This is a genomic window from Legionella sp. PATHC039 (assembly GCF_026191275.1).
In the GTDB taxonomy this organism is placed as follows: Bacteria; Pseudomonadota; Gammaproteobacteria; order Legionellales; family Legionellaceae; genus Legionella; species Legionella pneumophila.
In genome coordinates this window covers 1,754,516-1,779,295 of record NZ_JAPHOP010000001.1, presented here as the reverse complement: position 1 = coordinate 1,779,295, position 24,780 = coordinate 1,754,516, and the positions used below count along the sequence as shown (strand labels likewise).

Here is a 24,780-nt window from a genome sequence, read left to right as displayed (position 1 = left end):
ACAAAGGGCCCGAACAATTACAAATGTCGGCGATCCTAGGTTACTAAATTGTTTTCTAAAAAAGTTTAATTGGCTATGTATTTATCGAATATTTGGCACAAGCGTATTGTATTTTTACCATCTATGATACCCCATTTATCACGTTCTTTTGCTAATTGCAGAGCCAATTCATGATATTGTTTATCATCAAGTAGATCACTTAAATGATTCTCAATATTTTTTAATTGCTGACTAGTATTGAACCCTGGTACTCCATCATAGACTTTTAAATTATGACGATAGGCATCGTAATTAATAACTGGCTTACCACAGGCTAATGCCCAACGGATAGTCGATGAAAAGCTTATCGAGAAAAAAATATCATATTTAGGAATTAAATTAATAATCCAATCATCAATAATTTTTATATCAAAAGATTTAATCAGCGCAAGATCTTCTTGTGGAATAGCCGGATGCAATGAAACAGAAATATCTAATTCTTTCGACACTAACATTGACAACAATTGCTCTATCATTTCCTTGTAGCTAGAGAACTCACTGCTTTCTCTTCTAGAATTATGATAACTAGGTGGTATAGAAATCAGAATTGAAGTTTTTCCAGCATGTATCTTAGATTGTCTATAATATGCCTCCTGATAAATTTGTTTACTATGTAAGCTATCGTAGAGAGCATCACAATAAACACTTCCTACTAATATTAATTTAGCAGAGTCAAGTTGCTCGGTTTTATAATGATCTAGCATAGCAGCACTTTCTGCAGCTAATATAGAAGCATAACCTCCATGGGTTGTCCAAGGATTAGGTAGATCAAGTCCCATTTCTAATTTGGCTATAATCAATTCAGGTGGAAAAAGGAGTAACTCACCTTCACTTGAGGAAATTATCCATTTTTTAAGTTTATTATGAATATAGCGATGGAAATGAGAAGCATTGGCATCAAATCTAATAATGCTATCTTCTTTAATTTTTTCATCAATTAGATTAACAAAATCTTCTTTACCACTAACTTCGTAAGGTATATCAATGATAGGAATTTTATACTTACAGGCTTCATGAATTAAATAAACATTTCCAGAAACACCATCCTCGGCAACTAGAATAAGATTAGGCTTATATTGTTCAATGATTCTTTGTGCTGCATTCAAATTTGCAATGATACTGTTTAAATAAATCATCTTTCTTAAAAACAATTTATCAGTTAAAGTCTTATATTTCTTTGATTTAAAGCGATAAATTCCTTTTTCAATCCAAGTCATTGGTGGGAAGTTTTTATTAATTTTTACATTGTCTGTTGGTAGCTCTTCAGCTTTTTGAATGCCAAAATTAATTCCTAATTTCTGAGCAGATTCTTCAATACACTTAATTTGCCTAGCATTACATTCGAAGGCAACAAATGCAATATTACTGTAACGATTTTTGATACGCTGACATAAATATTCAAAAATTTTTAATTGAGCTAATGAATTGACACTGATAACAATCATTTGCAATGTTTAATTTTAATGGGAATAAAATATAGATTTACCATTTGACCTGCACCATTGACCAATTGCCGTGGTTTTTCTTCCGTTTTTATGGTCCAAGTTCTCATGGGATCTTCTGTTTTTGGGAGCAAATCAGTAGCAATTTCAAAGGGAATAAAATCAAAAGATTCAACTTGTTGAAATTGCATTATTTGTCTTTCAAGTGTATGACGTGAGTATGTATTCCACCCCATTTCCCAAGGGGTATTTAACTCATGTGTGCGACGATAACGAGTTACTGTATCAACAGGATAAGCATTGACAATATCCAAAGCAAGAATTAATCCTCCTGGTTTAATCCAATGCATCAGACTAGTAAATGTAGTTTTAACTTCATCGAAACAATCAATTACTCCAAAAATGGTAATAATATCAATGCTGTTTTGAGGCAGAAGACTGAGATTCCGCACATCGCCACTTATATAACGGCTTTCAGGATCCCTTTTACTAGCCTCTTTTATCATTTGTTCAGAGATGTCTAAGCCAATAAACTTAAATTGATTACATCGCGTTTTAAGAAAATCGATATAGTCACCTGTAGCACAACCGATATCCAACCAGATTGAATTAGTTGGCCATCTTTTTACATCAATGAACTTTAAAGAATCCTTAAAACAATCTTTAGGTTGATCTCGTCTATCTTCCTTCAGATAGATATCATCATCAGCAATGCGGGATCCAGGCAATTCAATAGTTACTTCATCCATAACAATCTCAATCTCTACCAAATAGTGTTTTAATCTCGAGGAATGCCGAAATATTTTTGGATGATATTACATACCCATGCCAAAGTCCATGAATTATCTGACTATATTTATACGCTCAAAACATCTCATAATTGGATTGATACTTTAATATTACTTTAATACTGACAATCAGAAATTAATGAATTACTGTATTGACAATGAAAGCTAGTGTACTTACATTTAACACGATTCCAATTATAGGTATAAGACTATGAAAAATGTATCTCGTCATCTGGTTGAGGATTGGGAGTTTAACGTATTCGGTGTGTGGAACTATAAGAAGCTAAATAAACTTGACGAATATTTTTCATTCATTCGAGAATTTCACCAATTGATAGATGGAGATATAGTCGAGGTAGGGGTTTATAGGGGGCGTAGTCTGTTAGCTACTGCACTTCTTTTAAAGGAACTGGGCTCATCTAAATTGGTATATGGCTTCGATAGTTTTTCAGGTTTTCCTCCTATCTATCATCCTGCTGACGAGTTATCCGAATTTGACAGGCTTCTATCTGAGGGCTTAATATCCAGAGATCATTATGAAAAACATATTCGCCTCAAGGAGTATAGGTCTTTCCTTAAGGGATTTGAGGTAGGTGTAGCGACGATTTCTAGTTCAGGCGATTTCGCTAAAAATAGTAGAGAAGAGCTAGAGTCAAAAATTAGATTTCTTGGTTTGGATAACATTATTTTGATTGAAGGGGAATTCTCTCAAACAATGAGTTCGACTCGACTTCCAAATCGAGTTTTTGCAGCATTGGTGGATTGCGACCTTTATGCAAGCTATAAAGTGGCGCTCCCATATATTTGGGATCAGCTTAGTTCTGGTGGTTATGTATTCCTGGATGAATATTTTTCACTTAAGTTTCCCGGAGCTCGCAGAGCGACTATTGAATTTTGTGAATCAATGGGACTTAAGCCGACAATGCACACAAAGCATCCTGGAGAGTTTGAGCGTTGGTATTTAATGAAAAAATAGAAGGTGCTTGAAGGTAAACATGCAAGTTGAATTAGGCGGCGAACGGTTTGTCAAAGAAATTGTAGATCAGATTGATAAATCATGTACTGGTATCCTCGGGTCGAATATACCTTATGCAGCGATTGATGCCGATGGGACAATTTGGAAATGGGACATTGGTATCCGATTTTTTGAATTTCAGCTGGAGCATGGGTTAATTAAGATTGATTACACGAGAGCAAAGTTTTTGGAGCGTAAGCAGAGTAATTCTGCTGCAGCGTTTGCCGACCTTGCCTCAATCAACGCTGGGAAGTACCCAGAAGAATTGGATAGTGAAATTCAATCATTTCTTCTTGATCAGCAAGTCTTGGTATTTGCTTCCACTATTGAACTGATAGAGAATTTGTTATCCAGAGGCATAAAAGTGATCGTTGTATCTGCGTCTATTGATCGCCTTGTCTCGCTTGCCCTTTCTGAGATCAATTTAAATGTAGAGATTATTGGAATGGAGTCTATTGTTGGGTCAAATGGTCGGCTTACAGAAGCTGTTCGAATGCCCTTGCCCTTTGGTCCAGGGAAGAGATCAAGATTGCTGGAGAGATTTTCAGTAGCACCGGTTTTTGCTATGGGCAATACAGTTGGTGATGCTGCCATGATCGAGTCGGCACAATTTATCAAGCTCGCAGTCTCATCCATCGACGATGATAGAGATATAGATTCACGTGTGCTTTATGAAAAGGAACAGGCATTGAGAGAATATGCTATTCGACATGGATGGCTCCATCACCAATTTTAGTATTGAGAGGGTTGGCATGAAAAAATTAATTGGTACTATTCCGGTCTTAATTACCCCGTTTGATGAAAGCGGAGATGTGGACACAGAAAGTTTGAGTAGGGTTATTGAGTATTTGATGACCTATAAAATTGGTGGGCTCTGGGTGCTTGGGACTGGAAGCGAAGATATGAACCTTACGTTCTCAAGGCGATTAAAAATAGCTCAGACTGTATGTGAGTCTGTCGCTGGTCGTGTGCCGATCGTCCTTGGTGCGGGATTTTTCGCTTTTGACGATACTATTAGCTTTTTTCGTGAGACTATGGATCTTTGTGCCGACTATTATCATGTTATGCCATATCACCCGTTGATCAGTACAAGTCAGTTGGAACAGTATTATCTAAGATTGGCAGAGGTTGCGCCGAGCCCGCTTTGGCTCTATACAAGTGGGAATTGGAGCCAGCAGTTGCCGTTAAATGTCATCGAACGTTTAAAGTGTCATCCAAACATTGCTGGAATCAAATTTAGCAATCGTATTACAACTGATCTTCAGTCGGTGATTGGAATGGCTGATGATGCATTTCAGGTAGTTACAGCAGTTGCAAGGCAGACGGTAACCTGCTATATGCTTGGGTCTCAAGCCCACACATCGAGTATTGCAAGTGTGATTCCTGGAGCTCTTAATGAAATCTACGAGCTAGTTCATGCCGGTAGGTTTTCGGAGGCAATTCAAAAACAAAACAAACTTAATCTCTTCATGGACCAGCTCCCTCTTTCTATTAAGAAGGATAATTTTCTGGGAGCCGCGGAAGAGAAGTACATGCTTTCTCTTTTAGGACTTTGTAAGCCCTACACAAGTTTTTATTATCGTGACCTGGATGAAAGCGAGCGTAAGCGGGTGGATAATGCTCTATTGGGAAGCGGTTATCTTCGGGGACGATTGAAATGAAGATTTTAACAATTATTCCAGCACGTGGTGGATCTACACTTCTAAAAAGAAAAAATGTGCGTCCTCTTGCCGGTAGGCCATTGATTGCGCACGCTATACAGGCAGCTCTGAATGCAAGTTTGGTTGAAGATTTAATTGTTTCGACCGATGATACCGAGATTGCAGATGTCGCGCGTCAGATGGGGGTGGAGCTCCCTTTTATGAGGCCAATGGAACTCGCCGACGGCAATACTGTATTGCTGGATGTAGTTGGGCATGCGATGGACCATTTTGATAAGATAGGACGAAGATATGATGCTATTTTGAATTTGCAGCCGACAGTGCCTCATATTAGACCTGAGACAATCGACGAGGTTATTAAACGATTTTACAAGGGTGCAAGGAGTGTATTTACTGTAACGGCTATTCAACATGGTCACCCGTACATATGTTATCAACGGGACAGTGATGGGCTTTCGTTCACTCCATTCTTAAAATTAAACCCGGGTCAGGGGAGATATCCGAGACAAGTTCGTCCTGAGCTTTTCTATCCAAATGGGGCTGTATTTCTTCGAGACCGTGAACTTATCCTACAAAGGGATTACGCTACCAACGGTATGGGGGAGAAACCCGATGCTGTCGTTATGTCAGCGCGAGAGTCAGTCAACATTGATTCGATGGAAGACTTACTGATTGCAGAGGCCTTATTTTCTATCCAGTTGCCTCTTATTGCTCAAGATGCTATGTCTCCTGAATAGACAACTCACTACCTCACTAAGTTTGTGCGATGATAATAGGCGAGTTAAGGGAAAGGGATTGATTCTTGACGTTTATGAAGAGCCTGATTTTAAGGGGATACATAACGATAACACTTCGTCGTGAGATTTATTTCATCAGTTGTTTTTTGTCAATATTATTTACTGAAATCCCTCCAGTCCATGGGTGCACAATGGGGTATAGGGGGTGCGATCTGATTTTATTGGAGATTGTGATATGCTATGGATACCTTTGGGGATTTGGTACATGGTTATATCCTGTGGTGAGTGTTGGTGGCCTGATTTTTTTGATAACATTTTCCCCAATGTATTCGTTTACAATTGAGTTGATAAGATATTGAAGTTAAGAGTTATTTGTGGTGAATCACTTTTTTGAATGAGGCAGCTCGTTTTCGGTCCTTATTTCCTTGACATTCCGGAAAGTCAAAGTATATTACCACTAGAATTCATTAGAACATTTGATTTAATGACTCAGTTACAAAGGAATAGAGCAAAGTGACGCTTTCAAATTAATATACTTGAACATGTTACATTGTTCGAGATTCTAAAGGATTAACTGTAAGTCATTCTGTTGATTTAGGAGAATAGGGATGCGGAGAGTTTTAAATTTGGGGCATCGGGAGATTTCAGACTTGTCGCCTTGTTATGTGATTGCGGAAATCGGGCATAATCATCAAGGTTCACTTGAGAAGTGTAAGGATCTTATTCAGGCCGCGGTCGAATCAGGTGCGGATGCGGTAAAGTTGCAAAAACGCAATAACCGTAACTTATTTACTCGAGAGATGTACAACAGTCCATATAACAGCGAAAATGCATTTGGATCCACCTATGGAGAGCATCGAGAGTTTTTGGAGTTTGGTGAGTCTGAGTATCTGGAGTTGAAGGCATTCTGTTATAATTTAAAGGTGGATTTTTTTTCGACAGCCTTTGACTTCGAGAGTGCAGACTTTCTTGAAAAACTTGATATTCCCTACTTTAAGATAGCAAGTGGGGATCTAAGGAACCTACCTTTAATAGAATATGTTGCAGGATTTGGCAAGCCAATGTTCATTTCGACTGGTGGTGCTGATTTTGAAGATGTGCGACGTGTCTATGATAAAGTCATGCCAATAAATTCAAATATTTGTATACTGCAGTGCACTTCTGGATACCCTTGTGAGTATGATGAACTAAATCTGCGAGTGATTGATACCTATCGGAAGGAATTTCCCGATGTTGTTGTTGGGTTTTCGTCACATGATAGTGGAATAGCTTCTCCAGTAGCAGGTTATGTCCTTGGCGCACGAGTTATTGAAAAGCATTTTACTTTGAATCGTACTTGGAAGGGTACAGATCATGCATTTTCATTGGGACCACAAGGTTTTCGGAAAATGGTTCGAGATATTCGTAGAGTTGAGCAGGCGCTTGGTGATGGGATAAAGCGACGTTACCAAAGCGAAGAAAATCCACATTACAAAATGGCCAAGAAAATTGTAGTTGGTAGGAATCTACCAATAGGTCATATAATTAGATTTGAAGATCTTAAATTCAAATCGCCTGCTGATGGAGTCCCACCTTACAGAGTTAATGAGTTTGTGGGTAAAAAAACTCGTGTTGCTTTGAATGAAGACGATAGTGTAAATTTTGACGTTGTTGAGATTTAGGCTTCTATGTTTTCCATTGAGAATAAGGTCATTGTTGTAACGGGTGGTGCTGGAAATCTAGGTAGTAACTTGGTTAGATATTTGGCAGATCAAGGCGCTTTTGTAGCATCCATTGATCTTCAGCATAATGATTGTCGGAATGGCCTTGTCATGCATCTAAACGCGGATGTCACAAATAAGATTGCGTTGACAATAGCAAGAGAGAAAATTGAACAAAAGTGGGGTGGGATAGATGGACTTGTTACTTGTGCTGCTATCGACAGTCCCCCTGATGCTTCGGCTACGGATAATGGGCCTTTCGAGGATTTTTCTGAGGAGACCTTTGATAAGGTCATGAATGTCAATGTAAAGGGGGTATTCTTGTCCTGCCAAGTATTTGGAAAGGCAATGGAAAAACGTAGAATAGGATCTATCGTTAATATTGGTTCCATATATGGGGTAGTAAGCCCTGATCAGAAAATTTATGAATACCGAAGAGAGCGTGGAGAAAACTTCTATAAACCGATAGCTTATTCAGCTTCTAAGTCTGCTTTATATAATTTGACCAGGTATCTTGCCGAGTACTGGGCATCTAAAAATATTAGAACCAATATTATCACTTTGGCAGGAATGTTTGCTGATCAAGATAGTGACTTTCTTTCTGCGTATTGTGCTCGTGTACCTATGGGTCGAATGGCTACTCCTTCTGATTATGTTGGAGCAATTCATTTTCTTTTGAGCGACTCATCAAAATATATGACTGGCTCTGAATTACGAATCGATGGTGGGTGGACAATCAAATAAATGTAAGGGTGGGTCATAATGGTGCTACCAAATCAGGTTGAGAATCTAATTAATGGGAAATGGCAACCTAGCATATCAGCTAGCTGGTTCGAAAAGGTGGCTCCTCATGATGGCAAGGTTCTTGTTCGTGTCGCTCGCTCGACTGCCAATGATACATCCCAGGCCATTTGCGCAGCAGTAGCCTGTAAGGATAAATGGCGGGGACTTACTAGTGTTGAACGTGGGAACATTCTTTATAAGGCTACCGACACGATATGGAATAATATTGAAGAGGTTGCTGAGATTGTGTCAGTTGAGACAGGCAAAAGCACCAAGGATGCCAAGTCGGAAATTATGGGTGCGATTCAGCTTGGGAGATTTTTTGCTGCTGAGGGGCAGAGGCTCTACGGGCAGACGCTGAACAGCGGGGTGCCAAACAAACAGGCAATGCTGGTTCGACAACCTTGTGGTGTTGCTGGTTTAATTGTGTCGGCAAATACTCCAGTCGCTAATTTTGCTTGGAAGTTATTTCCAGCTTTAGTTTGTGGAAATACTGTTGTACTAAAGGCACCGGAGGACGCGCCATTAACCATCTGGAAGATTGCAACGCTCATAGAATCTCTTTTGCCCGCAGGCGTACTTAATATTGTAAATGGTTTTGGTAAAGAATGTGGGCAGCGTATCGCCGAGTCTGAGGATATAGATGTCCTAAGTTTCACGGGTTCTACCGCTGTTGGTATTTTGTTAGCTGAAATTGCTGGCAAAAACCTAAAAAAAATTTCATTGGAACTTGGTGGGAAGAATGCGTTAGTTGTATATAAAGATGCCGATATCGAGCATGCTCTTCATTGGGCACTCCTTTCTTCCTTCAGTAATGCTGGTCAGCGCTGTGCGTCATCAAGCCGGCTATTAGTACATAAGGATATTTTTGAACAATTTAAGACAGAACTTATTAGGCGAACAATGGGGCTTAAGGTCGGATATGGGGATGAATATGACTTAGGACCTGTTATAAATGAAGAGGCGGTTGTTAGACTTGAGCGCGCTATCGCCACGGCATGCTCAGAGGGTGGAAGTGTATTGATCGGCGGACGTCGGAAAGTTGGCTGTGGTTATTATTTTGAACCAACTGTTCTGGGCAATTTGCCGAGAGAGAGCTCTATTCTAAATATGGAACTTTTTGGTCCTGTTTCATCATTACATAGTTTTTCTTATTTTGATGAGATGATTGAGATGGTTAACGATTCTCCCTATGGGCTGACAGCGTCAATTCATACTCAAAATATTGATGTGGCATGGCAATTCTGTGAGCAGGCCAAAGTAGGTACGGTAAATGTTAATGCAGGTACCCATGGAAGTGAGCCTCACTTTCCATTTGGTGGACTTAGGTGGTCAGGCAATGGTACTAGGGAGCCTGGTCTACAGGCATTAGATATATATTCAAATTGGAAAATGATTGGAATGAACATTAAAGAGAGGTGTTTTTCGACATGGGAGACATAGTTAATTCGCAGGCTGTTAATTTGGGAGAGTTGTTTTGGATCTCTCCAGATCAGATGCAAAATTTACGATTGGGTGTTCAGTCCGATAAATGGAACAATATTCGCATTTTGGCAGACTGTAATCGACTAAATATTTTATACGCAATAGCCAGAGCTGGTTCGGGCCATTTGGGTACTTGCTTCTCAAGTATCGACATAATGACCTGGCTTTATGAAATGGAACTGTCTGCGAATGATCTTTTTTTTTCCTCCAAGGGGCATGATGTACCTGGATTGTATGCGGTGCTATTTTCTCGAGGAATTCTTAATTTAGAACAATTGAGTGCTCTGCGCCGGATTAATGGTCTTCCTGGCCATCCGGATCGCCGCACACCAGGGATCACATTTAATACTGGATCTTTGGGGATGGGAATTTCTAAAGCAAAGGGGTGGCTGCGGTCAGGTATTGGTAAATCTAATGCGAGGGTTTTTGTCCTGACAGGGGATGGTGAATTACAAGAAGGACAGATTTGGGAGTCGGCCCTAAACGTCAGGGATTCACAAATGAACCGCCTCTTTGTTCTGGTAGATCGTAATAGATTCCAGTCCGATTTTAGCGTGAAGAATACAAGTGATCTGGGCGATCTGGAGGCTAAATTTAATGCTTTTGGGTGGAACGTAGCAAATGTTGATGGACATGATTTTAGGCAGCTGTCCGGTGCTTTAGAGGAAATGATATCTCTAAAAGGGCCTAAAGTGATTATTTGCAATACGATTAAAGGAAAAGGGGTCAGCTTTATGGAGGCTGATGAAGCGAATCTAGAAAGGTACAGGTTTCATAGCGGTGGGCCGTCTTCTGATGTTTATGCCACAGCTTCCACAGAATTGATGGCGAGAATCTTGAGCCTTGCACCAAATATTCAATTTTCCAATTCGAGACATGTGCCCAAAGTGGTTGATGTTGCGACGAGGTACAAGCATCATCTTATAAAAGCGTACGAAAAATCTTTGGTTAGGGTTGCAGAGAAAGATGAGCGGATCCATGTTCTTGATGCGGATCTTTCGTTCGATATGGGCTTGCTAGAATTTAGGGAGCGATTTTTTGACAGGTATATTCAGTGTGGTATTGCTGAAATGGATATGGTATCTCAGGCTGGTGGCTTAGCAGTTGGTGGTAGATTGCCTATCTGCCATTCGTTCTCATGTTTTCTGACATCGAGAGCAAACGAGCAAATCTATAATAATGCAACTGAGCGGACACAGATACTTTATGTGGGTGGTCTTGCGGGACTTATTCCTGCTGAGCCAGGTCACTCCCACCAGTCGTTGCGGGATATTGCTTTAATGGCTTCTATTCCAGGGATGGAAGTTCTTGAGCCTGCCTGTGATGAGGATGTGGATGTGGCCTTGGAATGGTGTTTGAGTCGTCAAGGTCACCCTTCCTATTTGAGATTGGCAGCCATGCCTACATACTTGAATACTAAAACGCCAGTGAATATCCCTATAGAAGGGCAGGGTCGCATTTGGCGTGAGGGAACTGAGGTGGTTATTATCTGTCACGGTCCTACAATGCTGCGCGAAGCACTGCTTGCCTCAGAACGGTTGGCCGAACTTGGTAAACCTGTGACGGTTATATCGTTGCTTTGGCTAAGTCGGTTTGATGCTAAGTGGTTTAGTGAACGAACGCGGCAAGCTAAACTCTCATTAATTTTAGAGAATCATCATGGTTGGGGTGGAGTAGGGTCCGAGCTGCTTCCTTTACTGAAATCAAGATCCGTGAAACGTAGGTTTGTGGAGGGTATACCTGAATGTGGTGCTGCGCATGAAGTACTGTTTTATCATGGGTTTGAATCGGGTATGATAGTCGATGACATTCTAGAGTGGCTAAATAATTTACATGAAAGTCACAATCCACATATTACTCGTGTATAAAACTAGCTTAGATCTTTTGGCTATTCAAATTTAAAATTGTTACAAACAATGTTTTTGGTAGTTAAAAAATTAGAGTTTTTTGTAATCTGTTCAGACCAGACTAGAGGAAAATGATTGATATAAACACGGTTTCAATCTGTCAAATAATTAAGAACCAATAATATGAAAAGTAAAATAAAAATATTAATTGCAACTGCTGAACTTGGACAATTACGTTATTATGAAGAAGTTGCTAGTCGGTTAAAGAAACAAGGTTATGAAATTGCTTATTGTTGCGATAGAGATGATCCTGGGGTTCCAGAAAAAATAAATCAATCAGCTGTTCAGCATGGTTTTGGTTTTTATCTTCATGATGGCAATCAAGAACCTGGTGATCTAGAACCTACCAACTTCTTTAAAAAGATTTTGAATAAAATTAAAAAAAATAAAATTACTAAATCAGAATTGAGTGCAAATGATATCTCACTATCAACATTGGAAATATTTCGTAAATATCATTCCTATAGATTACAAGAAGCAAAAAAAATAATAAATTCTTATAACCCAGACATTATTGTGACCGGGGAAGATGGAATTGCCTCGAATTATTGGCTATTTTCAATTGCAAAGAAAAAAAAATGCAGAATTGTCACTCTCCCTTATGGGCTTGCTAACTCAACATATCTTATTTTAAAAGGAGTTGAAGAACAACACACAAGAAATCAATTACGTACTACCTCAAAAAAATCAGTTCAATTGATTCAAAAACACTATCCTAAGTGGGTAAAAAATACTAAATATGGGGATGTGATTTACTTACCTGAAGAATTCATTCTTGCAGTAGAAGATTTAAATATAGAAATCAAGGAACCATGGTGTTTTCAAGGTGGGATTAGCGATGTGATTTTAATTGAAAATGAATTTATGATACAACGCTATCTTTCTGAAGGAGTCAAAATCCAAAAACTTAAAAAAACTGGCTCAGTTTATTGCGATATAATGTATGAGGTATTTCAATCTAATAAAAAACTCCTTAATGCCTATAATAATTTTGATAAAATTGATGATATTACTACTACTATCTTAATATGCCTCCCATCCTGTGATCATGAAGGATGGGGCCACCAGTGTCCATTTGAATCGGTTGGAAAATATGTAGAAGCAATACATCAATACTTTAATCAATATAAAAACATCAAACTTTATTACTCTTTCCACCCCAAAATGTCTTTATCTACCCGCAAGGATATTGAGGCATTAGGCGTTGAAGATTATAATGGCTTTCCGTTATATTTAATTCCTCAATGCGATATATTAGTAATCAGTAGTTCTAGTATGGCAAGATGGGCTCTTGCAGCAAGAAAGCTAGTTATTAATTTTGATATTTATAATTTTGGTATAAATAATTTTCCTGAAATTCCAGCTTATTGCCAAGTATCAAATCTGGACGATTTTAAAGCTATAGTCCATAAAGCCATATCTGATCCAAGTTGGTTTCAAAGCATAATTAAAAACTCTACACAATACACTGACTTGTTAGGACCAATTGATGGAACTGCCATTGTTAAAATAGATCAGCAATTAAAGCAACTTTTAAATAAAAGAAAGTTTTTACTGACCTCTGAAAAAGTTTAATTTTCTACAATGTAGCTTCTTGGATCCTTGTTGATTGTAATAAATTAGCCCTTATAAACTTTCAGTAAAAATTTGTAGGGGCTAACCTATTAAGCGTTTGGGAATCGGATCTAGGCAATTAGACTCTTCTCTGAATCTACTTCAATTCTAAATAGACTCTGTTTAAGTTCAATAATATCTTTTGGGTGTCTATCTTCCCATTGACTTAGTTCTAAACTATCATTTTCTAATTTTCTCAGAATATTATCTTCCGTCAGTAAAGTCGAAAAATGTCTAACCCCTGATACATCTTTTAATCTTAAGACCATTGATAATATTAGATTTCCTAATTCATTTTTGAAGTGTTGGGGGTCCCAAAACCAATACATTTTAGTCGTCGCATCATCTTTATCTGGAAGTTGTTCGGTTGTAATGGAGTTAACGTTATTAAAACCCCATAAAGCAAATTTTGAGTTGGGGTATTTTTGATTATGAGTTGTTATTATAGCCACTAATTCCTTTTGCCATTGTTCATAAGTGCCCCATAAATCTAACAATTTATAAGTTTCCAACAGCCTGACATGCTCTGGTGCAAGTATAAGAATTAATTCAGTATGGTTACTTTCGCAAATCGTTATGATTTTTTGTAAATAGGCAATCGTGTCAATTCCTTTTTCAGGATTAGTAAAACTGAATTGATGGTGTGGTGGTGGCAATAAGGATGCTTTGCTGTAACTTTCTGTATACAAAAAATTATTTTTATAGCCTTTTAGTTGCTGTATTTGATCTTCTCTATAATCATGGACAAGTTGCCCGTTACTTAAAAAAGCGTTTCTTGTGTGCTGGTTTTTTATAGTTTCCCAACTCGCTTTTAATGCATCAAATGAAAGTAAGGTAGAAAAAATAGTATTTACAGTATGAGGGTTTCTATTCCCACTTGAATCGACATGAAGTAATGACTCATTAAAATCATCTCTATTATTTACATAGGCATTAAACATAAAGAAATTCAATACTAAAACGACCTTTTTTACGGGTTTAATTGCTTCAGCATGCTGTAAATAGCGCATCACTTCATAAATATTTGCTCCACTCAAACCAAGGTTATAAACGTGAGAATTATTCCATGCAGAAAAATCAGGATTAAGACCTGTTTCAGCAGTGGATGAGCCCATTATTAAATATTCTGGCTTATTCCACTCTATTGCTATTGCCTTGGTAAGGCGCAGGTGTGATGTCACTTGAGGTTTTTTACTAAGTTTCTGAATAGGTATTGATTTGTAAATATCGTACGGATTAACTAACCAGTTAAACAATATAATAATGAAACCAAATAATAAAAGAAACGACAGATAATAAATGGAAAATTTTTTAAAGCGATTCAATTAAATTCACCTTAGAATTTATAATATAAAAACTCACTGATATGCCCAAAAGACATTAATGAAAGCAAAGTTAAAATGGCACAAACTGCTGCAGTGAATGCAGTAGGTACCCAATATAGTTTCTTAATTAGATATGGCTCAATTTCTCCCGGGTAAGTTTCAAGCGCAGGATTATATTTATAAAGTAATTGTTGAGTATTAGGCCCTAAAAATACGATTAGGCCAGTTATGAATAAAATGACAAACAATTGTTGTAGCTGTTCAATATTAAACAGAGTACTAGATACCGATACATTCTGAAATAAGGCAATAATAATGTGATTACTGGTTGTAAAATCTTCAGCTCGGAAAAATATCCAGGCTATCATAACAGCCAGAAAGGTAATGATTTGAGCAAAAGAATTACCTATACATTTCTTTATAGAGAAGAATTGAAAATAATGAGTTTTTAACAGCAGCCATAAATGATTGATCACCAGATAAAAACCATGTAATAAACCCCATATAACAAAAGTCCATCCGGTTCCATGCCAAATGCCCCCTATGATCATAGTTATCATCAGATTAATATATCGATTAATCTTGCCTTTGCGGTTTCCACCTAAAGGGATATAGACATAGTCCCTCAAAAAACGAGATAAAGTCATATGCCAGCGACGCCAGAAAGTAATAATATTAGGTGCTTTGTAAGGTGAGTTAAAATTCAAAGGGAAAATAATACCAAAGAGGCGTGCTAAACCTATAGCCATATCAGAATAACCTGAGAAATCAAAATACAATTGAAAACTATAGGAAATACTTCCGCACCACGCTTCTATAAAAGTAATGGATGCTTTTGATGCTGAGCTAAAGACAGTATTTGCGTAAGGTGCCAAAGAATCGGCAATGATAGTTTTTTTAAAAAGGCCGATAGAAAAAATAGTTATGCCAACAGCACAATCTGCCCAGTTGAGCAATTTTTTTCTTTTATCTTCAAACTGAGGCATTATTTCCCGGTGATGAAGTATAGGTCCTGCCATTAAATGAGGAAAAAATGTAACGAATAAACCGTAGTTTATAAAGTGAGGCACCTTAATTTGTTTTCTATAGCAATCAGTGAGATAAGCAATTTGAGTAAAGGTAAAAAAAGAAATGCCTAGTGGCAAGTCTCCATTAATTAACTCTAGAGGATGATTAAGTAATAGGTATAAATTAGCCAATAAAAATTGGCTGTATTTAAAGTAAATAAGTAAAGATAAATTGCCAATAAGTCCCGCATAGAAGAACTTTTTATTGATTCGCTCCATCAATAAGCTAATGAGAAAATTAAATAATATTGAAATTAATAAAAGTGGCAAATAGTAGAAATTCCAATATCCGTAAAAAGTAATAGATGCAAGAAAGAGGAACGTGATCGTTTTTGAACGAATTTGACTAAGCTGAAAAAAGGAAAATAGAGTAAAACTAACAGGCAAAAAGAAGAAGAGAAAAGAATATGAATTAAAAAGCATTATTTAATTTTGTATAAAAATAAATACATCATTATACAATATAATAAACTTGGAATTAAATTATCGATGCAAATTGATTATTTGCTTTTAGATTTTAAAATATTTTTCCTCCTATCATCCTTTAAGCTAACATTAGATTTGGTTTTTTTAGGATAATTATAACAATCAATTTGGTGCTTGCCTCCGTTCAAATATTAAAAGAACACCCGCAATAATGAATCGAAAATGTTGATTAAAAACAGGAGTTGTTATTACCAACAAGTAAATCCGCCGTCTACTATGATATTTTGTCCTGTCACATAAGATGAGGCATCTGAAGCCAGGAAAACCAATGCACCTAATAACTCGTTGAACTTTCCCATTCTTCCTAAAGGCACTTTACTTGAATAATTTTTAATAAAAACATCGTTTTGCCCACTTTCAATACCGCCGGGAGTTAGGGTATTAACACGGATGTTGTATTTAGCCAAATAAGTTGCCAGATATTTAGTCAGGCTTAGGACCGCTCCTTTTGATACAGAATAAACAGCTGGAGTGTTAATTTCTACACCCATGTATTCTGAGCCTTTGTAGATACCTTGATCTGGTGCAACAACACCATAAATAGAGCTTGTCTGAATAATACTCCCACCGGTGTTCTGAGAGATCATTTCTCGACTCACTGCTTGAGCTACAAGAAACATTCCGTCCAAATTGACTTCCATTACTTTTCGCCAGGTCTCTAAACTATATTCTTCAAAAGGGGCAAAGAATTGATATAAATCATTTGTCTTACTGGCTGCATTATTTAACAGTATATCAATAGAATTGAATTGAGTCTTTACCGTTTCAACCATATGAGCAATATTCGCTTTATCAGTGACATCACATCTTAAAGGCATAACTCTGGCATCTGGGTATTCATTTAGAATTGATAGGCATACTTGCTCAGCTTTTTCATAGCAAACATCAGTTACGGCAACTTTAGCGCCATTTTTTGCGAGCTCTCGACTAAAACCTTTACCAAGAATTCCAGCTCCACCCGTGATAATTGCAGTTTTATTTGTAAGATCAAACACTCGCTTTCCTTAATTAATTATTATTAAAAGTAACTTGCTCCATAGGTTTTAATGAAGACAATTGCGTTATTAAATGCATGGTATTTATTGTTTCATGTGGTGGTATAACAGGTCTTTTTTTCTCAACCATTAGTTGCATATTTTTAATGGTGCGTTTAAATGCTGTAAAATTATCATGCAGATCATAATGACAGTGACCATTGGTGCCATAAAATGATAAATGAAAAGTTTTTCCGACAGCCCCCAAGCACGACAAGTTAAATACAATGTTATTTTCCAGTGTGAGATTATATGATTCGAATAATGTAGGTAGACGCGTTGCAGAAATTACTTTTCCCAGTCCTAAACCATTAATTGCATCAATAAGATGAATTCCATATCTTTCCAAATGATTTAAAACAACACCTTCTATTAATTTTAAATCTCCAAGCTTCAAATCGTTACTTCTTAACAGATCTAATTCTTGAGCATAACGCATTCCAGAAGTACTCATGAGTAAGCCATTATTTAAATATTTTTCAAAATAATTTAATTCATCAATATTTAAGGTCAGTGGTTTGTCAATAAAAACAGGTATGCCATGTTCCAGGAATGGCTTGGCCATTTTGTAGTGAGTTTGATAATCATCTCTGGCTATGAAGACCAGATCTATTTTGCCTATCATTTCTTCATAATCATCAAGTGCATAAGCAATTTTACTTGCTGCACATAATTGTCGGGTTAAGTTTTTGTCTTGGGTCCATGCACAAGTCACTTGCAGATCATGAAAGTCAAAAGCATCTCTAGGCTGCTTTTCCAGATAATTTAGAATAACAGGCCAGCCCGCTGCAATAAAGGCATCAGGATCATATCCATTAATAATAGCGGAGAAAGAAAAAGGATGACCGTTTCCTTCGCTGTATCCTAAAATACCCGCCTTCATCACCATACACCCCAGCCACCATCAACGCATATATTTTGACCTGTTATGTAAGATCCCGCTTCTGAGCATAATAATATTGCGGTACCTTTTAATTCATGAGGTTTCCCAATCCTATTAAGTGGGTTTTTGCTCTTTAGGCGCTGAATAAAATCAGGATTTTCTTTTTGAGTACTTTCAAATGGAAATGGGCCGGGGCTTATGGCATTGACCCTGATTTGGTGGGGTGATAAAAAGCTTGCCAAATATTTGGTGAGTTGAATTAAACCCGCTTTAGCTGCTCCGTAGCTTGGGGGATTAGCAAATCGTTCACTATCGTATAACCTATAATCAGGCGCAACATGTCCATACATAGATGCTATGTTGAGAATATTCCCCTTTTTCTTCTTTAAAAGAGGATAAGCTCGTTTGATAGTTCTGAATACTCCATTTAGGCATATTTCTATATCCAGATTCCAGTCCTCATCAGAAATGGATTCAAAAGTATTTTTGCGACCTGACCAGCCACAATTAACTAGAATATCCAGTCCATCAGGAAATAACTCATTAACAGTATGCATGAATAGATCTATCGATTCAGGATTAGAAATATCTACGGATAGGGGGGTGAAAATGCTATTTTTAAAATTTTCAGTTAGATAATTAGTATAATTTTGACACTTTTCCAAACTACGGCTAGCGATGATAACATTAGCTCCCTGTTCAGCAAAGGCATGGGTTATTTCACTGCCTAATAACCCCGATCCTCCTATCACTAAAGCGGTTTTACCATGTAGTGAAAAAAGGTCAGATAATCTCGGTGCTGTTTCTGGTTTCGAATAAGACATTTGCAATCACCAAATCTTTTTTTGTATCAATATCAATTACAGAATTTCCATCTAGAATTTCTGCCCCCATTTTTCCAAAAAGGACGTTGGGTCCTTCATTAGGAAAGGTTCTTAGGCTAAACGCATAAACAACTCCATTTAACTGATAGGCCTTTGGTAAATTTTGTCTTGAAATCCATGGTATGGCACCTTTAATAAAAGGCTCGGGTTGGCCATTTTCAACAGACCAAATCCTGTGTGGATTTATTTCAGATTCATTAAAAGTAGCAATGGAATCCAGATCTTCTTGAACCAAGCGGTAAAGGCATTTTTGTATGATTTCTTTTGTCCGAAAAGGGGATGTTGCTTCTAGCAATATCATGTAATCAGGTAGATTATTTTCAGAAGAAAGGAGCGAGCGACAATATCGAATTGCATCAGCGACTAATGCAGTGTCTGTAGCTAGATAATCCGGTCTGTGTTGGATGGTAACATTATAGGATTTGGCAGTATTTGCAATATTTTTGTCATCAGTAGACACTATAATTTCATCGATTTCAGGTACTTCTGAAGCCACTTCAATAGGCCATGCAACTAAAGGTTTTCCACCAAGTAGGGCGAGGTTTTTATTGATGATGGATTTACTTCCTCCTCGCACAGGTATAAAGGCAACAATCCTTTTATTATTTATCATTATAAAATCATTTGTTATTTTTTTATTGGTCGAATTATAATCTCGCAGAAATTTTAAAGCAATAATGCGCTTTTTATATTTTTATTTTATTCTTTTGCACAGAGTTTTATAGATTTGTTAATGATTGCCCATATTTTTTTTGATAAGCATATATTGCTTAAAACAAACAGACGACTGAGTATCCCGACTCTTACCAACAAGGTGCTAAAAAAAGAGGAGTCATTTTTAAAAAACTTATTATGATATCTCCACATTCCTTTTGCTTTATACCGCAGGACTCTAATAGGAATTTGTTGAGTGCTATAGCTTTTTATATGGGTAACTTTTGTTTGAGGGGTAAAAATAATTTTCCATCCTCCTTGAATCACTCTATAAAACCAATCGTAATCTTCGCAATAAAGAAAGTATTTTGCGTCAAGAAGACCTATATCATCTATAGTTTTTTTTCTAACAAACATACAGGATCCCGAAATCAATTCTACCTCTATGGGATGATCTGGCAAGGGTTTATCAGAGAGCAAGTAGCCTGAAAATTTGGAATTGTCTGGAAATATTTTTCCCAATTTGCACATTTGATTAAAAACTCGGGCGGGGCTTGGTGTAAGTCCTCTGCATCCTGCTTGTTCTGTTCCATCCGGATTGGTTACGAGACAACCTGCCATTCCTGCGTCCGGGTAATTATTCATCACTTGAAGCAGGTGCTCAATGGTGTTCTCGTTAATAAAACAATCTGGATTTAAATAGAGTATGAAGGGGGTTTCTATCATAGGATATACAGCATTATTGGCTGCTGAAAAACCAAGATTGGCATGGTTTTTATGAATATGAATATTTGGATTATCCCGGTATGCGACAGTTAACAGGTGCAGGCTATCATCAGATGAGGCGTTATCGGAAATAATTATTTTTACTGGCACGGTACTGGCTAAAACTTGTTTGATACATTTCAGTAACATTTCGCCTGAATTGTAATTAACTATAACGACTGTGACTAAATTTTTTACCATGGTAAACCTTTATTCAGGACTTTAAGCAGATGGAACGTATTTATTTTTCGCGATTTTTGGATTATTTTGCGCTGACTTAAAACCCTTTGCAAACCCTTTATTGCATCAATTTTTGATTTTAAAATGATGGATGTTTGTCCTCTGAAAATAAATATCAGAATGGTAGCGATATTTAATAAAAGATGTAATGGGAAACTTAGAAGCAATAGGGATATAGGCATATTTTTAAAATAAGTCCAAACCAGGTTGCGATGTCCATGATAGGTATAAAAATCGCTATGCCTTTTTGTTGTTGCAGAACCGGTATGTTCAACAATGGCTTTAGGAACATAAGCGCCTTTATAACCTGAAAGCCATAAACGGAAAGCAAGGTCGATGTCTTCATAATAGCAAAAATAATGCTCATCAAATCCCTTTACGGCATGGAATGCATCCCGTTTGTATAGGGCTGCTGCAGCACAGGGGGAAAAAATCTCTTCAATACTGCCAGGATCCTGATGAAGTGGTTTCCTGTGATTTCTACGCCAGGCTTTTCCGCTGATATGATAGCAATCTCCGGTGCCATCTAGTAAATGGGGCTCTTGCTCACAAATTAATTTTGAACCCAGGAAAGCAAACTGTGGGTATTCACGGATGGTGTGTACCATTTCTTCAAGCCATTCTTTATGCGGGTAGGCATCGGGATTAAGTAATGCAATCCAATTAATTTCGTGAGATAAGTATTCCATTGCACGGTTGTTACCAGACGCAAATCCAAGATTTTTGTCATGTTTAATGATTGTTAAGGGTAAATTCAGACTAAAAATCTCTTGGGGGATTTCTTCATGGCTTGCGTTGTCAAAAATGATAACCTGAGAAGGTTTATAGGTTTGATCAGCTAGTGCTCGAGCTGCTTTTAACAGATATTTCCCAGAGTTGTAGTTAATAATGACGACTCCAATATTAATAGAGTTATCCATATTATTGTTAGATAAGTAGCTCACGGTCCTGTTTCCAATTTGGGAGAGCATTGATCATACTGATGTATAAATTATTGCTTTCTATAAACCAACTCATTTTTTGAATTAAAAAATATTTATTCACAAGCTCTTGTGTCAGCACATGATTTACCTGTTTATCATAGAGGTATGGAAGAGAAATAGAGGAATACGATACGGATAATACTTCGCATCCTTGTACTAAACTTTCGGCCAATTCAATTGGTAGATGATAATACTTCTGGTCTATTACCTCTATATTGTAATTTTCTTTTAGCGTATTAATAATTAATGAAAATAAATCAGGGCTATGTGCAGGATGGGGTTTTAAAATAACAATACTGCCCACAGTAGCGTATTTTGATAGAATGTCTTTATAAAGTGCTATTTCATTATCTATCGTGGTTAATTTAGACTCTGTAAAATTGCTGAGCATAAGCAGATAGCATGGATTTGGGCTATTTTTAATTAAGTCTTGCATATGGGTCTTAAATTCAGGGATACAATCAGCAAGATCCGTAACACATTTTTTTAAATCGCCTTTGGGAATAATAGAGAAATCACATTGAGTTAAAAAATCTCTCCCAGGATCGCAAGGTATGGCCAGTATAGCTTGTTGAGCTTGTAATTGATATTTTTTTGCCGGGTAGATTAATTTTCTTTTTAATCTTGCAAGTATATTGTGCGGTATAATTCCATTTTTATTAATAATCTGATACATAAATCGAGAGAAATAAGTTTGAGTATAGACTAATCCCAAGGCATCACCATAACATATACGCTTCGCATGGGGAAAGGCGTGCATCAATGCCTGGTTCCAAAAATCACTACTGATATCATGGGAAAAGAAAAGCTCATCAAATTCATATTTTTTTAGTTTATCACGTATTAGTTTTGCGCGTAATCTTACTGGTAAGTAAGTGATGAATTTGGGGTGTTTGAATAGAGAGTAACCCGATAAAATAATGGAGTTAGGTTCATTACTGATTAATGCTTGAATATGTGAGATTTTAATGGAATTAAATGGAATATGTGGTTTGGTAAGAATTATCAACGGCTTTAACGTGGACTTGTTTATTATTTTATTATGTCGATATGCGGCAATAGCAGGTATTAATTGATTAATGTGATCAATACTTATTAAGGTAGGTTTATTCATATTATGATTAATTTATTCATTAATATCATACAAGTTTTTGTCAGCATTATCCGCTCCCTTACGGTTGCGGCTCGGCTATGATCGTAGTTCTTTTTTAACAGCAATCCGAGCCTCGACCGTAAGGGAGCGGATAGAATCACACTCCATAGACCATAGACAAGAAACTAGGTAAATGGATAATCCATCTCGCTATTTAATTTGTTTTCTAATAAAAACTCTTTTAAGGGACCTAATAGTTGCAAATGATGCTGCATGGAAATTTCATAGCTTGTCAGGTTGCAACTGCCAGTTTCTAGCAGGTTAGTGACTAGGTCAGCAGTAAGCATGCTTTGGTAAGGTATAGGCGCATTGACTTCTTCCCATTTCCAGTCCTTTTCCAGGCTGGTCTGCCATGCTTTTTGTTCCCATTCTCTAGAAATTACTCGTAGTTTATGGTTGTAAATTTCAATTTGAATAGGCGCTATCCCTCTGTTGTCACAATGTAAAAACGCGGTACTCCCATTTTCAAATCGAGCTATTAGAGTTCCGGTTAACTCAAAATAACCATTTCTTTTACTCGGTATAATTTGCTTATCAAGATATCGGGTATCAATCTCGAATTGGTCGCTTCCGGTGATATAGGCTAAATGATCAAGATAATGGATTGCATTCGTGACCAGACCATATTGACTTCCATTGACATGGTATTGGACTACTTCATTTTTAAATGCAGTATTTAAATGCTGATAATACGGCATCATTCTCATGGTACAGTTAACCCAGACTTTCATATCTTTTGAGGATAATTGTTTAGCAACCTCATAATAATCTTTCTCTTGGGTAAATAATAATTTTTCAAGGACTAGATGTCTCACTTCTGTTTTATTTAATAAATTTTCTATTATAGTTCTGCGGCTGTTTGCTGTGCTGGCAATAATCGCTATGTCTATTGTTTGATGATTGGCTAAGTTTTGTGAATAACTAATTTTATGTTTTACATCTTGAATAGTGGCATCAAAGCGGTTTTTTGCTGTTTCAAGTGACTCAAAACTGGAATCAATAACGTCTATTTCTATTTCCTGATTAAGTAAATTAAGCGATTGTAAATGTCTGCTGCCAAGTTGACCTGCACCAATGATTACTATTTTTTTCATGATGGAGTATTTTGATTAGTTATAAATTGGTTAGCATTTTAGCTGACTTGTTTGTTTAATTCCACAGTTGTTATTTGTAGATTCTGCGTTTTAGATATTTGCTCAGATAACCATTTGGCTAATACTCGGTGTCCTTGCTCGTTAAAATGTGACAGGTTCATGAAGTTATTTTTTGGATAGTTAAAGCTGGCAACTAGACAATGAATTTTGGTAAAGTTTCTACATATTTGATAAATATCATTTAATTCACTCTGAATATCAGATACTTTAAATTGAGTCTGTTTTATACCATTTTTATAGATTGGGGAAACAAAAAAATAGACATGGTCAGCAACAGATGAAGCAGATGAAAATAAAGACTTGAGGAAAGTCTCGTAAATAGGCAATTTTTTTTTAAAATCGCTGTATTTTTCAGAGAAACTATCTGGAAAGGGACTAAAAGAATATAAGGTTTCAATTTTTTTACCGGGGTTGAATATTCTATTCAATTCTAAATTGGTCAGTAGGTTGATTCCGTGTGGGTGGAGTAAATAAAACTGGCTATATGAATTATTTATATAATCAAACCAGCGTTTTGGGCTTGTATCTGCTGCTACTATACTTTTTGAAGAAGTAAAATTAAATAAATTTATTTCTATTATCAAGGTATCTAAATGTATATTTGTAGCTTTTAAATAATTAATATTAGTTAAGGTGTCTTCACCACTTGACCCAATTTGGGAAGCATTTAGAATAGTATGGTTTGGAAAGTATTTAGCCATATAATGAGTGTAAGCTTCATTAGCTAGCAAATCATATCCATAAGAAAATGATGAGCCAAACACCAGAATGACGGGTTTTTTGGGTGATTTTAATTTTTGGTTCAAATACGCATTGATAAGAGGATATCGCTCAATATCAATAAAATTTCTAACATTAATTAAATTTCTACTATAAAAAAAAGAAGTCAAACTACCAAGAAAGTAGCTCCAAAAAAAATGAGTGAAGATTAACCCAATAATTATTGTGATAACGTATTTATAGTATATTTTTTGAATCATT

The 24,780-nt window shown here is 36.7% G+C and carries 22 protein-coding genes; 9 read left to right on the top strand and 13 right to left on the bottom strand.

Going from position 1 to position 24,780, the window contains the following annotated elements:
• Positions 1-65: 65 nt before the first annotated feature.
• Both OQI99_RS08075 and OQI99_RS08070 read right to left on the bottom strand, forming a co-directional pair.
• Positions 66-1,484: a hypothetical protein gene (locus OQI99_RS08075; protein ID WP_061512831.1), complete on the bottom strand. Its 1,419-nt coding sequence runs from the start codon at positions 1,482-1,484 to the stop codon at positions 66-68.
• Positions 1,481-2,230 carry a class I SAM-dependent methyltransferase gene (locus OQI99_RS08070; RefSeq protein WP_061512832.1) on the bottom strand — a complete coding sequence of 250 codons (750 nt, stop codon included), beginning with the start codon at positions 2,228-2,230 and terminating at the stop codon, positions 1,481-1,483. Before OQI99_RS08070 ends, OQI99_RS08075 begins: the two co-directional genes overlap by 4 nt.
• 250 nt (positions 2,231-2,480) lie before the next feature.
• On the opposite strand from OQI99_RS08070, the gene OQI99_RS08065 reads away from it, so the two are divergent.
• The 9 genes from OQI99_RS08065 (at position 2,481) to OQI99_RS08025 (ending at position 13,132) form a co-directional block, all read left to right on the top strand.
• Complete coding sequence (locus tag OQI99_RS08065; protein ID WP_061512833.1) at positions 2,481-3,245, top strand: TylF/MycF/NovP-related O-methyltransferase; 765 nt, start codon at positions 2,481-2,483, stop codon at positions 3,243-3,245.
• A gap of 19 nt (positions 3,246-3,264) precedes the next feature.
• On the top strand, positions 3,265-4,020 hold the full coding sequence (locus OQI99_RS08060) for an HAD family hydrolase (RefSeq protein WP_061512834.1): 756 nt from the start codon (positions 3,265-3,267) through the stop codon (positions 4,018-4,020).
• Between the two features lie 16 nt (positions 4,021-4,036).
• Positions 4,037-4,945: a dihydrodipicolinate synthase family protein gene (locus OQI99_RS08055; protein ID WP_061513002.1), complete on the top strand. Its 909-nt coding sequence runs from the start codon at positions 4,037-4,039 to the stop codon at positions 4,943-4,945.
• Positions 4,942-5,682 carry a cytidylyltransferase domain-containing protein gene (locus OQI99_RS08050; protein ID WP_061512835.1) on the top strand — a complete coding sequence of 247 codons (741 nt, stop codon included), beginning with the start codon at positions 4,942-4,944 and terminating at the stop codon, positions 5,680-5,682. Before OQI99_RS08055 ends, OQI99_RS08050 begins: the two co-directional genes overlap by 4 nt.
• Before the next feature lie 608 nt (positions 5,683-6,290).
• Complete coding sequence (locus OQI99_RS08045; protein ID WP_061512836.1) at positions 6,291-7,343, top strand: N-acetylneuraminate synthase family protein; 1,053 nt, start codon at positions 6,291-6,293, stop codon at positions 7,341-7,343.
• A gap of 6 nt (positions 7,344-7,349) precedes the next feature.
• Positions 7,350-8,126 (top strand): SDR family oxidoreductase, encoded by a 777-nt coding sequence (locus tag OQI99_RS08040; RefSeq protein WP_061512837.1) that lies wholly within the window; start codon positions 7,350-7,352, stop codon positions 8,124-8,126.
• An 18-nt stretch (positions 8,127-8,144) separates the two neighbouring features.
• Positions 8,145-9,608, top strand: a complete 1,464-nt coding sequence (locus tag OQI99_RS08035) for an aldehyde dehydrogenase family protein (protein ID WP_080447206.1) — start codon at positions 8,145-8,147, stop codon at positions 9,606-9,608.
• Complete coding sequence (locus OQI99_RS08030) at positions 9,596-11,518, top strand: transketolase C-terminal domain-containing protein (RefSeq protein ID WP_061512839.1); 1,923 nt, start codon at positions 9,596-9,598, stop codon at positions 11,516-11,518. Before OQI99_RS08035 ends, OQI99_RS08030 begins: the two co-directional genes overlap by 13 nt.
• Before the next feature lie 162 nt (positions 11,519-11,680).
• Positions 11,681-13,132, top strand: a complete 1,452-nt coding sequence (locus OQI99_RS08025; protein ID WP_061512840.1) for a hypothetical protein — start codon at positions 11,681-11,683, stop codon at positions 13,130-13,132.
• Positions 13,133-13,242: 110 nt separating this feature from the next.
• Here OQI99_RS08025 and OQI99_RS08020 read toward each other — a convergent pair whose 3' ends face one another.
• From OQI99_RS08020 to OQI99_RS07970, 11 genes are all read right to left on the bottom strand, one after another.
• Positions 13,243-14,496, bottom strand: a complete 1,254-nt coding sequence (locus tag OQI99_RS08020; protein ID WP_265731688.1) for a hypothetical protein — start codon at positions 14,494-14,496, stop codon at positions 13,243-13,245.
• 11 nt (positions 14,497-14,507) lie between these two features.
• Complete coding sequence (locus tag OQI99_RS08015; protein ID WP_265731687.1) at positions 14,508-15,782, bottom strand: MBOAT family O-acyltransferase; 1,275 nt, start codon at positions 15,780-15,782, stop codon at positions 14,508-14,510.
• Positions 15,783-16,237: 455 nt separating this feature from the next.
• A complete protein-coding gene (locus OQI99_RS08010) occupies positions 16,238-17,044 on the bottom strand; it encodes an SDR family oxidoreductase (RefSeq protein ID WP_265731686.1) in 807 nt (268 codons plus the stop codon).
• 13 nt (positions 17,045-17,057) lie between these two features.
• Positions 17,058-17,966 (bottom strand): Gfo/Idh/MocA family protein, encoded by a 909-nt coding sequence (locus OQI99_RS08005; RefSeq protein ID WP_265731685.1) that lies wholly within the window; start codon positions 17,964-17,966, stop codon positions 17,058-17,060.
• A complete protein-coding gene (locus OQI99_RS08000; protein WP_265731684.1) occupies positions 17,966-18,790 on the bottom strand; it encodes an SDR family NAD(P)-dependent oxidoreductase in 825 nt (274 codons plus the stop codon). The genes OQI99_RS08005 and OQI99_RS08000 overlap by 1 nt, the downstream gene beginning before the upstream one ends.
• Positions 18,750-19,463 carry a cytidylyltransferase domain-containing protein gene (locus OQI99_RS07995; RefSeq protein ID WP_027223854.1) on the bottom strand — a complete coding sequence of 238 codons (714 nt, stop codon included), beginning with the start codon at positions 19,461-19,463 and terminating at the stop codon, positions 18,750-18,752. The genes OQI99_RS08000 and OQI99_RS07995 overlap by 41 nt, the downstream gene beginning before the upstream one ends.
• Positions 19,464-19,549: 86 nt before the next feature.
• Positions 19,550-20,470, bottom strand: coding sequence for a glycosyltransferase family 2 protein (locus OQI99_RS07990; protein ID WP_265731683.1), 921 nt, complete (start codon positions 20,468-20,470; stop codon positions 19,550-19,552).
• Positions 20,464-21,453, bottom strand: a complete 990-nt coding sequence (locus tag OQI99_RS07985) for a glycosyltransferase family 2 protein (protein WP_265731682.1) — start codon at positions 21,451-21,453, stop codon at positions 20,464-20,466. The genes OQI99_RS07990 and OQI99_RS07985 overlap by 7 nt, the downstream gene beginning before the upstream one ends.
• Entirely contained in the window at positions 21,437-22,606 is a 1,170-nt protein-coding gene (locus OQI99_RS07980) for a polysialyltransferase family glycosyltransferase (RefSeq protein ID WP_265731681.1), read from the bottom strand. Before OQI99_RS07980 ends, OQI99_RS07985 begins: the two co-directional genes overlap by 17 nt.
• 164 nt (positions 22,607-22,770) lie before the next feature.
• Positions 22,771-23,739 carry a Gfo/Idh/MocA family oxidoreductase gene (locus OQI99_RS07975; protein ID WP_265731680.1) on the bottom strand — a complete coding sequence of 323 codons (969 nt, stop codon included), beginning with the start codon at positions 23,737-23,739 and terminating at the stop codon, positions 22,771-22,773.
• Between the two features lie 38 nt (positions 23,740-23,777).
• A complete protein-coding gene (locus OQI99_RS07970; protein ID WP_265731679.1) occupies positions 23,778-24,779 on the bottom strand; it encodes a hypothetical protein in 1,002 nt (333 codons plus the stop codon).
• Position 24,780 lies beyond the last annotated feature (1 nt).

What these genes read in the sequence shown, in the direction of transcription:
- OQI99_RS08075 (WP_061512831.1), bottom strand. Translation starts at nt 1,484, where the DNA reads ATGATTGTTATCAGTGTCAATTCATTAGCTCAATTAAAAATTTTTGAA.
- OQI99_RS08070 (WP_061512832.1), bottom strand. Translation starts at nt 2,230, where the DNA reads ATGGATGAAGTAACTATTGAATTGCCTGGATCCCGCATTGCTGATGAT.
- OQI99_RS08065 (WP_061512833.1), top strand. Translation starts at nt 2,481, where the DNA reads ATGAAAAATGTATCTCGTCATCTGGTTGAGGATTGGGAGTTTAACGTA.
- OQI99_RS08060 (WP_061512834.1), top strand. Translation starts at nt 3,265, where the DNA reads ATGCAAGTTGAATTAGGCGGCGAACGGTTTGTCAAAGAAATTGTAGAT.
- OQI99_RS08055 (WP_061513002.1), top strand. Translation starts at nt 4,037, where the DNA reads ATGAAAAAATTAATTGGTACTATTCCGGTCTTAATTACCCCGTTTGAT.
- OQI99_RS08050 (WP_061512835.1), top strand. Translation starts at nt 4,942, where the DNA reads ATGAAGATTTTAACAATTATTCCAGCACGTGGTGGATCTACACTTCTA.
- OQI99_RS08045 (WP_061512836.1), top strand. Translation starts at nt 6,291, where the DNA reads ATGCGGAGAGTTTTAAATTTGGGGCATCGGGAGATTTCAGACTTGTCG.
- OQI99_RS08040 (WP_061512837.1), top strand. Translation starts at nt 7,350, where the DNA reads ATGTTTTCCATTGAGAATAAGGTCATTGTTGTAACGGGTGGTGCTGGA.
- OQI99_RS08035 (WP_080447206.1), top strand. Translation starts at nt 8,145, where the DNA reads ATGGTGCTACCAAATCAGGTTGAGAATCTAATTAATGGGAAATGGCAA.
- OQI99_RS08030 (WP_061512839.1), top strand. Translation starts at nt 9,596, where the DNA reads ATGGGAGACATAGTTAATTCGCAGGCTGTTAATTTGGGAGAGTTGTTT.
- OQI99_RS08025 (WP_061512840.1), top strand. Translation starts at nt 11,681, where the DNA reads ATGAAAAGTAAAATAAAAATATTAATTGCAACTGCTGAACTTGGACAA.
- OQI99_RS08015 (WP_265731687.1), bottom strand. Translation starts at nt 15,782, where the DNA reads ATGGAGCGAATCAATAAAAAGTTCTTCTATGCGGGACTTATTGGCAAT.
- OQI99_RS08005 (WP_265731685.1), bottom strand. Translation starts at nt 17,966, where the DNA reads ATGAAGGCGGGTATTTTAGGATACAGCGAAGGAAACGGTCATCCTTTT.
- OQI99_RS08000 (WP_265731684.1), bottom strand. Translation starts at nt 18,790, where the DNA reads ATGTCTTATTCGAAACCAGAAACAGCACCGAGATTATCTGACCTTTTT.
- OQI99_RS07995 (WP_027223854.1), bottom strand. Translation starts at nt 19,463, where the DNA reads ATGATAAATAATAAAAGGATTGTTGCCTTTATACCTGTGCGAGGAGGA.
- OQI99_RS07990 (WP_265731683.1), bottom strand. Translation starts at nt 20,470, where the DNA reads ATGGTAAAAAATTTAGTCACAGTCGTTATAGTTAATTACAATTCAGGC.
- OQI99_RS07980 (WP_265731681.1), bottom strand. Translation starts at nt 22,606, where the DNA reads ATGAATAAACCTACCTTAATAAGTATTGATCACATTAATCAATTAATA.
- OQI99_RS07975 (WP_265731680.1), bottom strand. Translation starts at nt 23,739, where the DNA reads ATGAAAAAAATAGTAATCATTGGTGCAGGTCAACTTGGCAGCAGACAT.
- OQI99_RS07970 (WP_265731679.1), bottom strand. Translation starts at nt 24,779, where the DNA reads ATGATTCAAAAAATATACTATAAATACGTTATCACAATAATTATTGGG.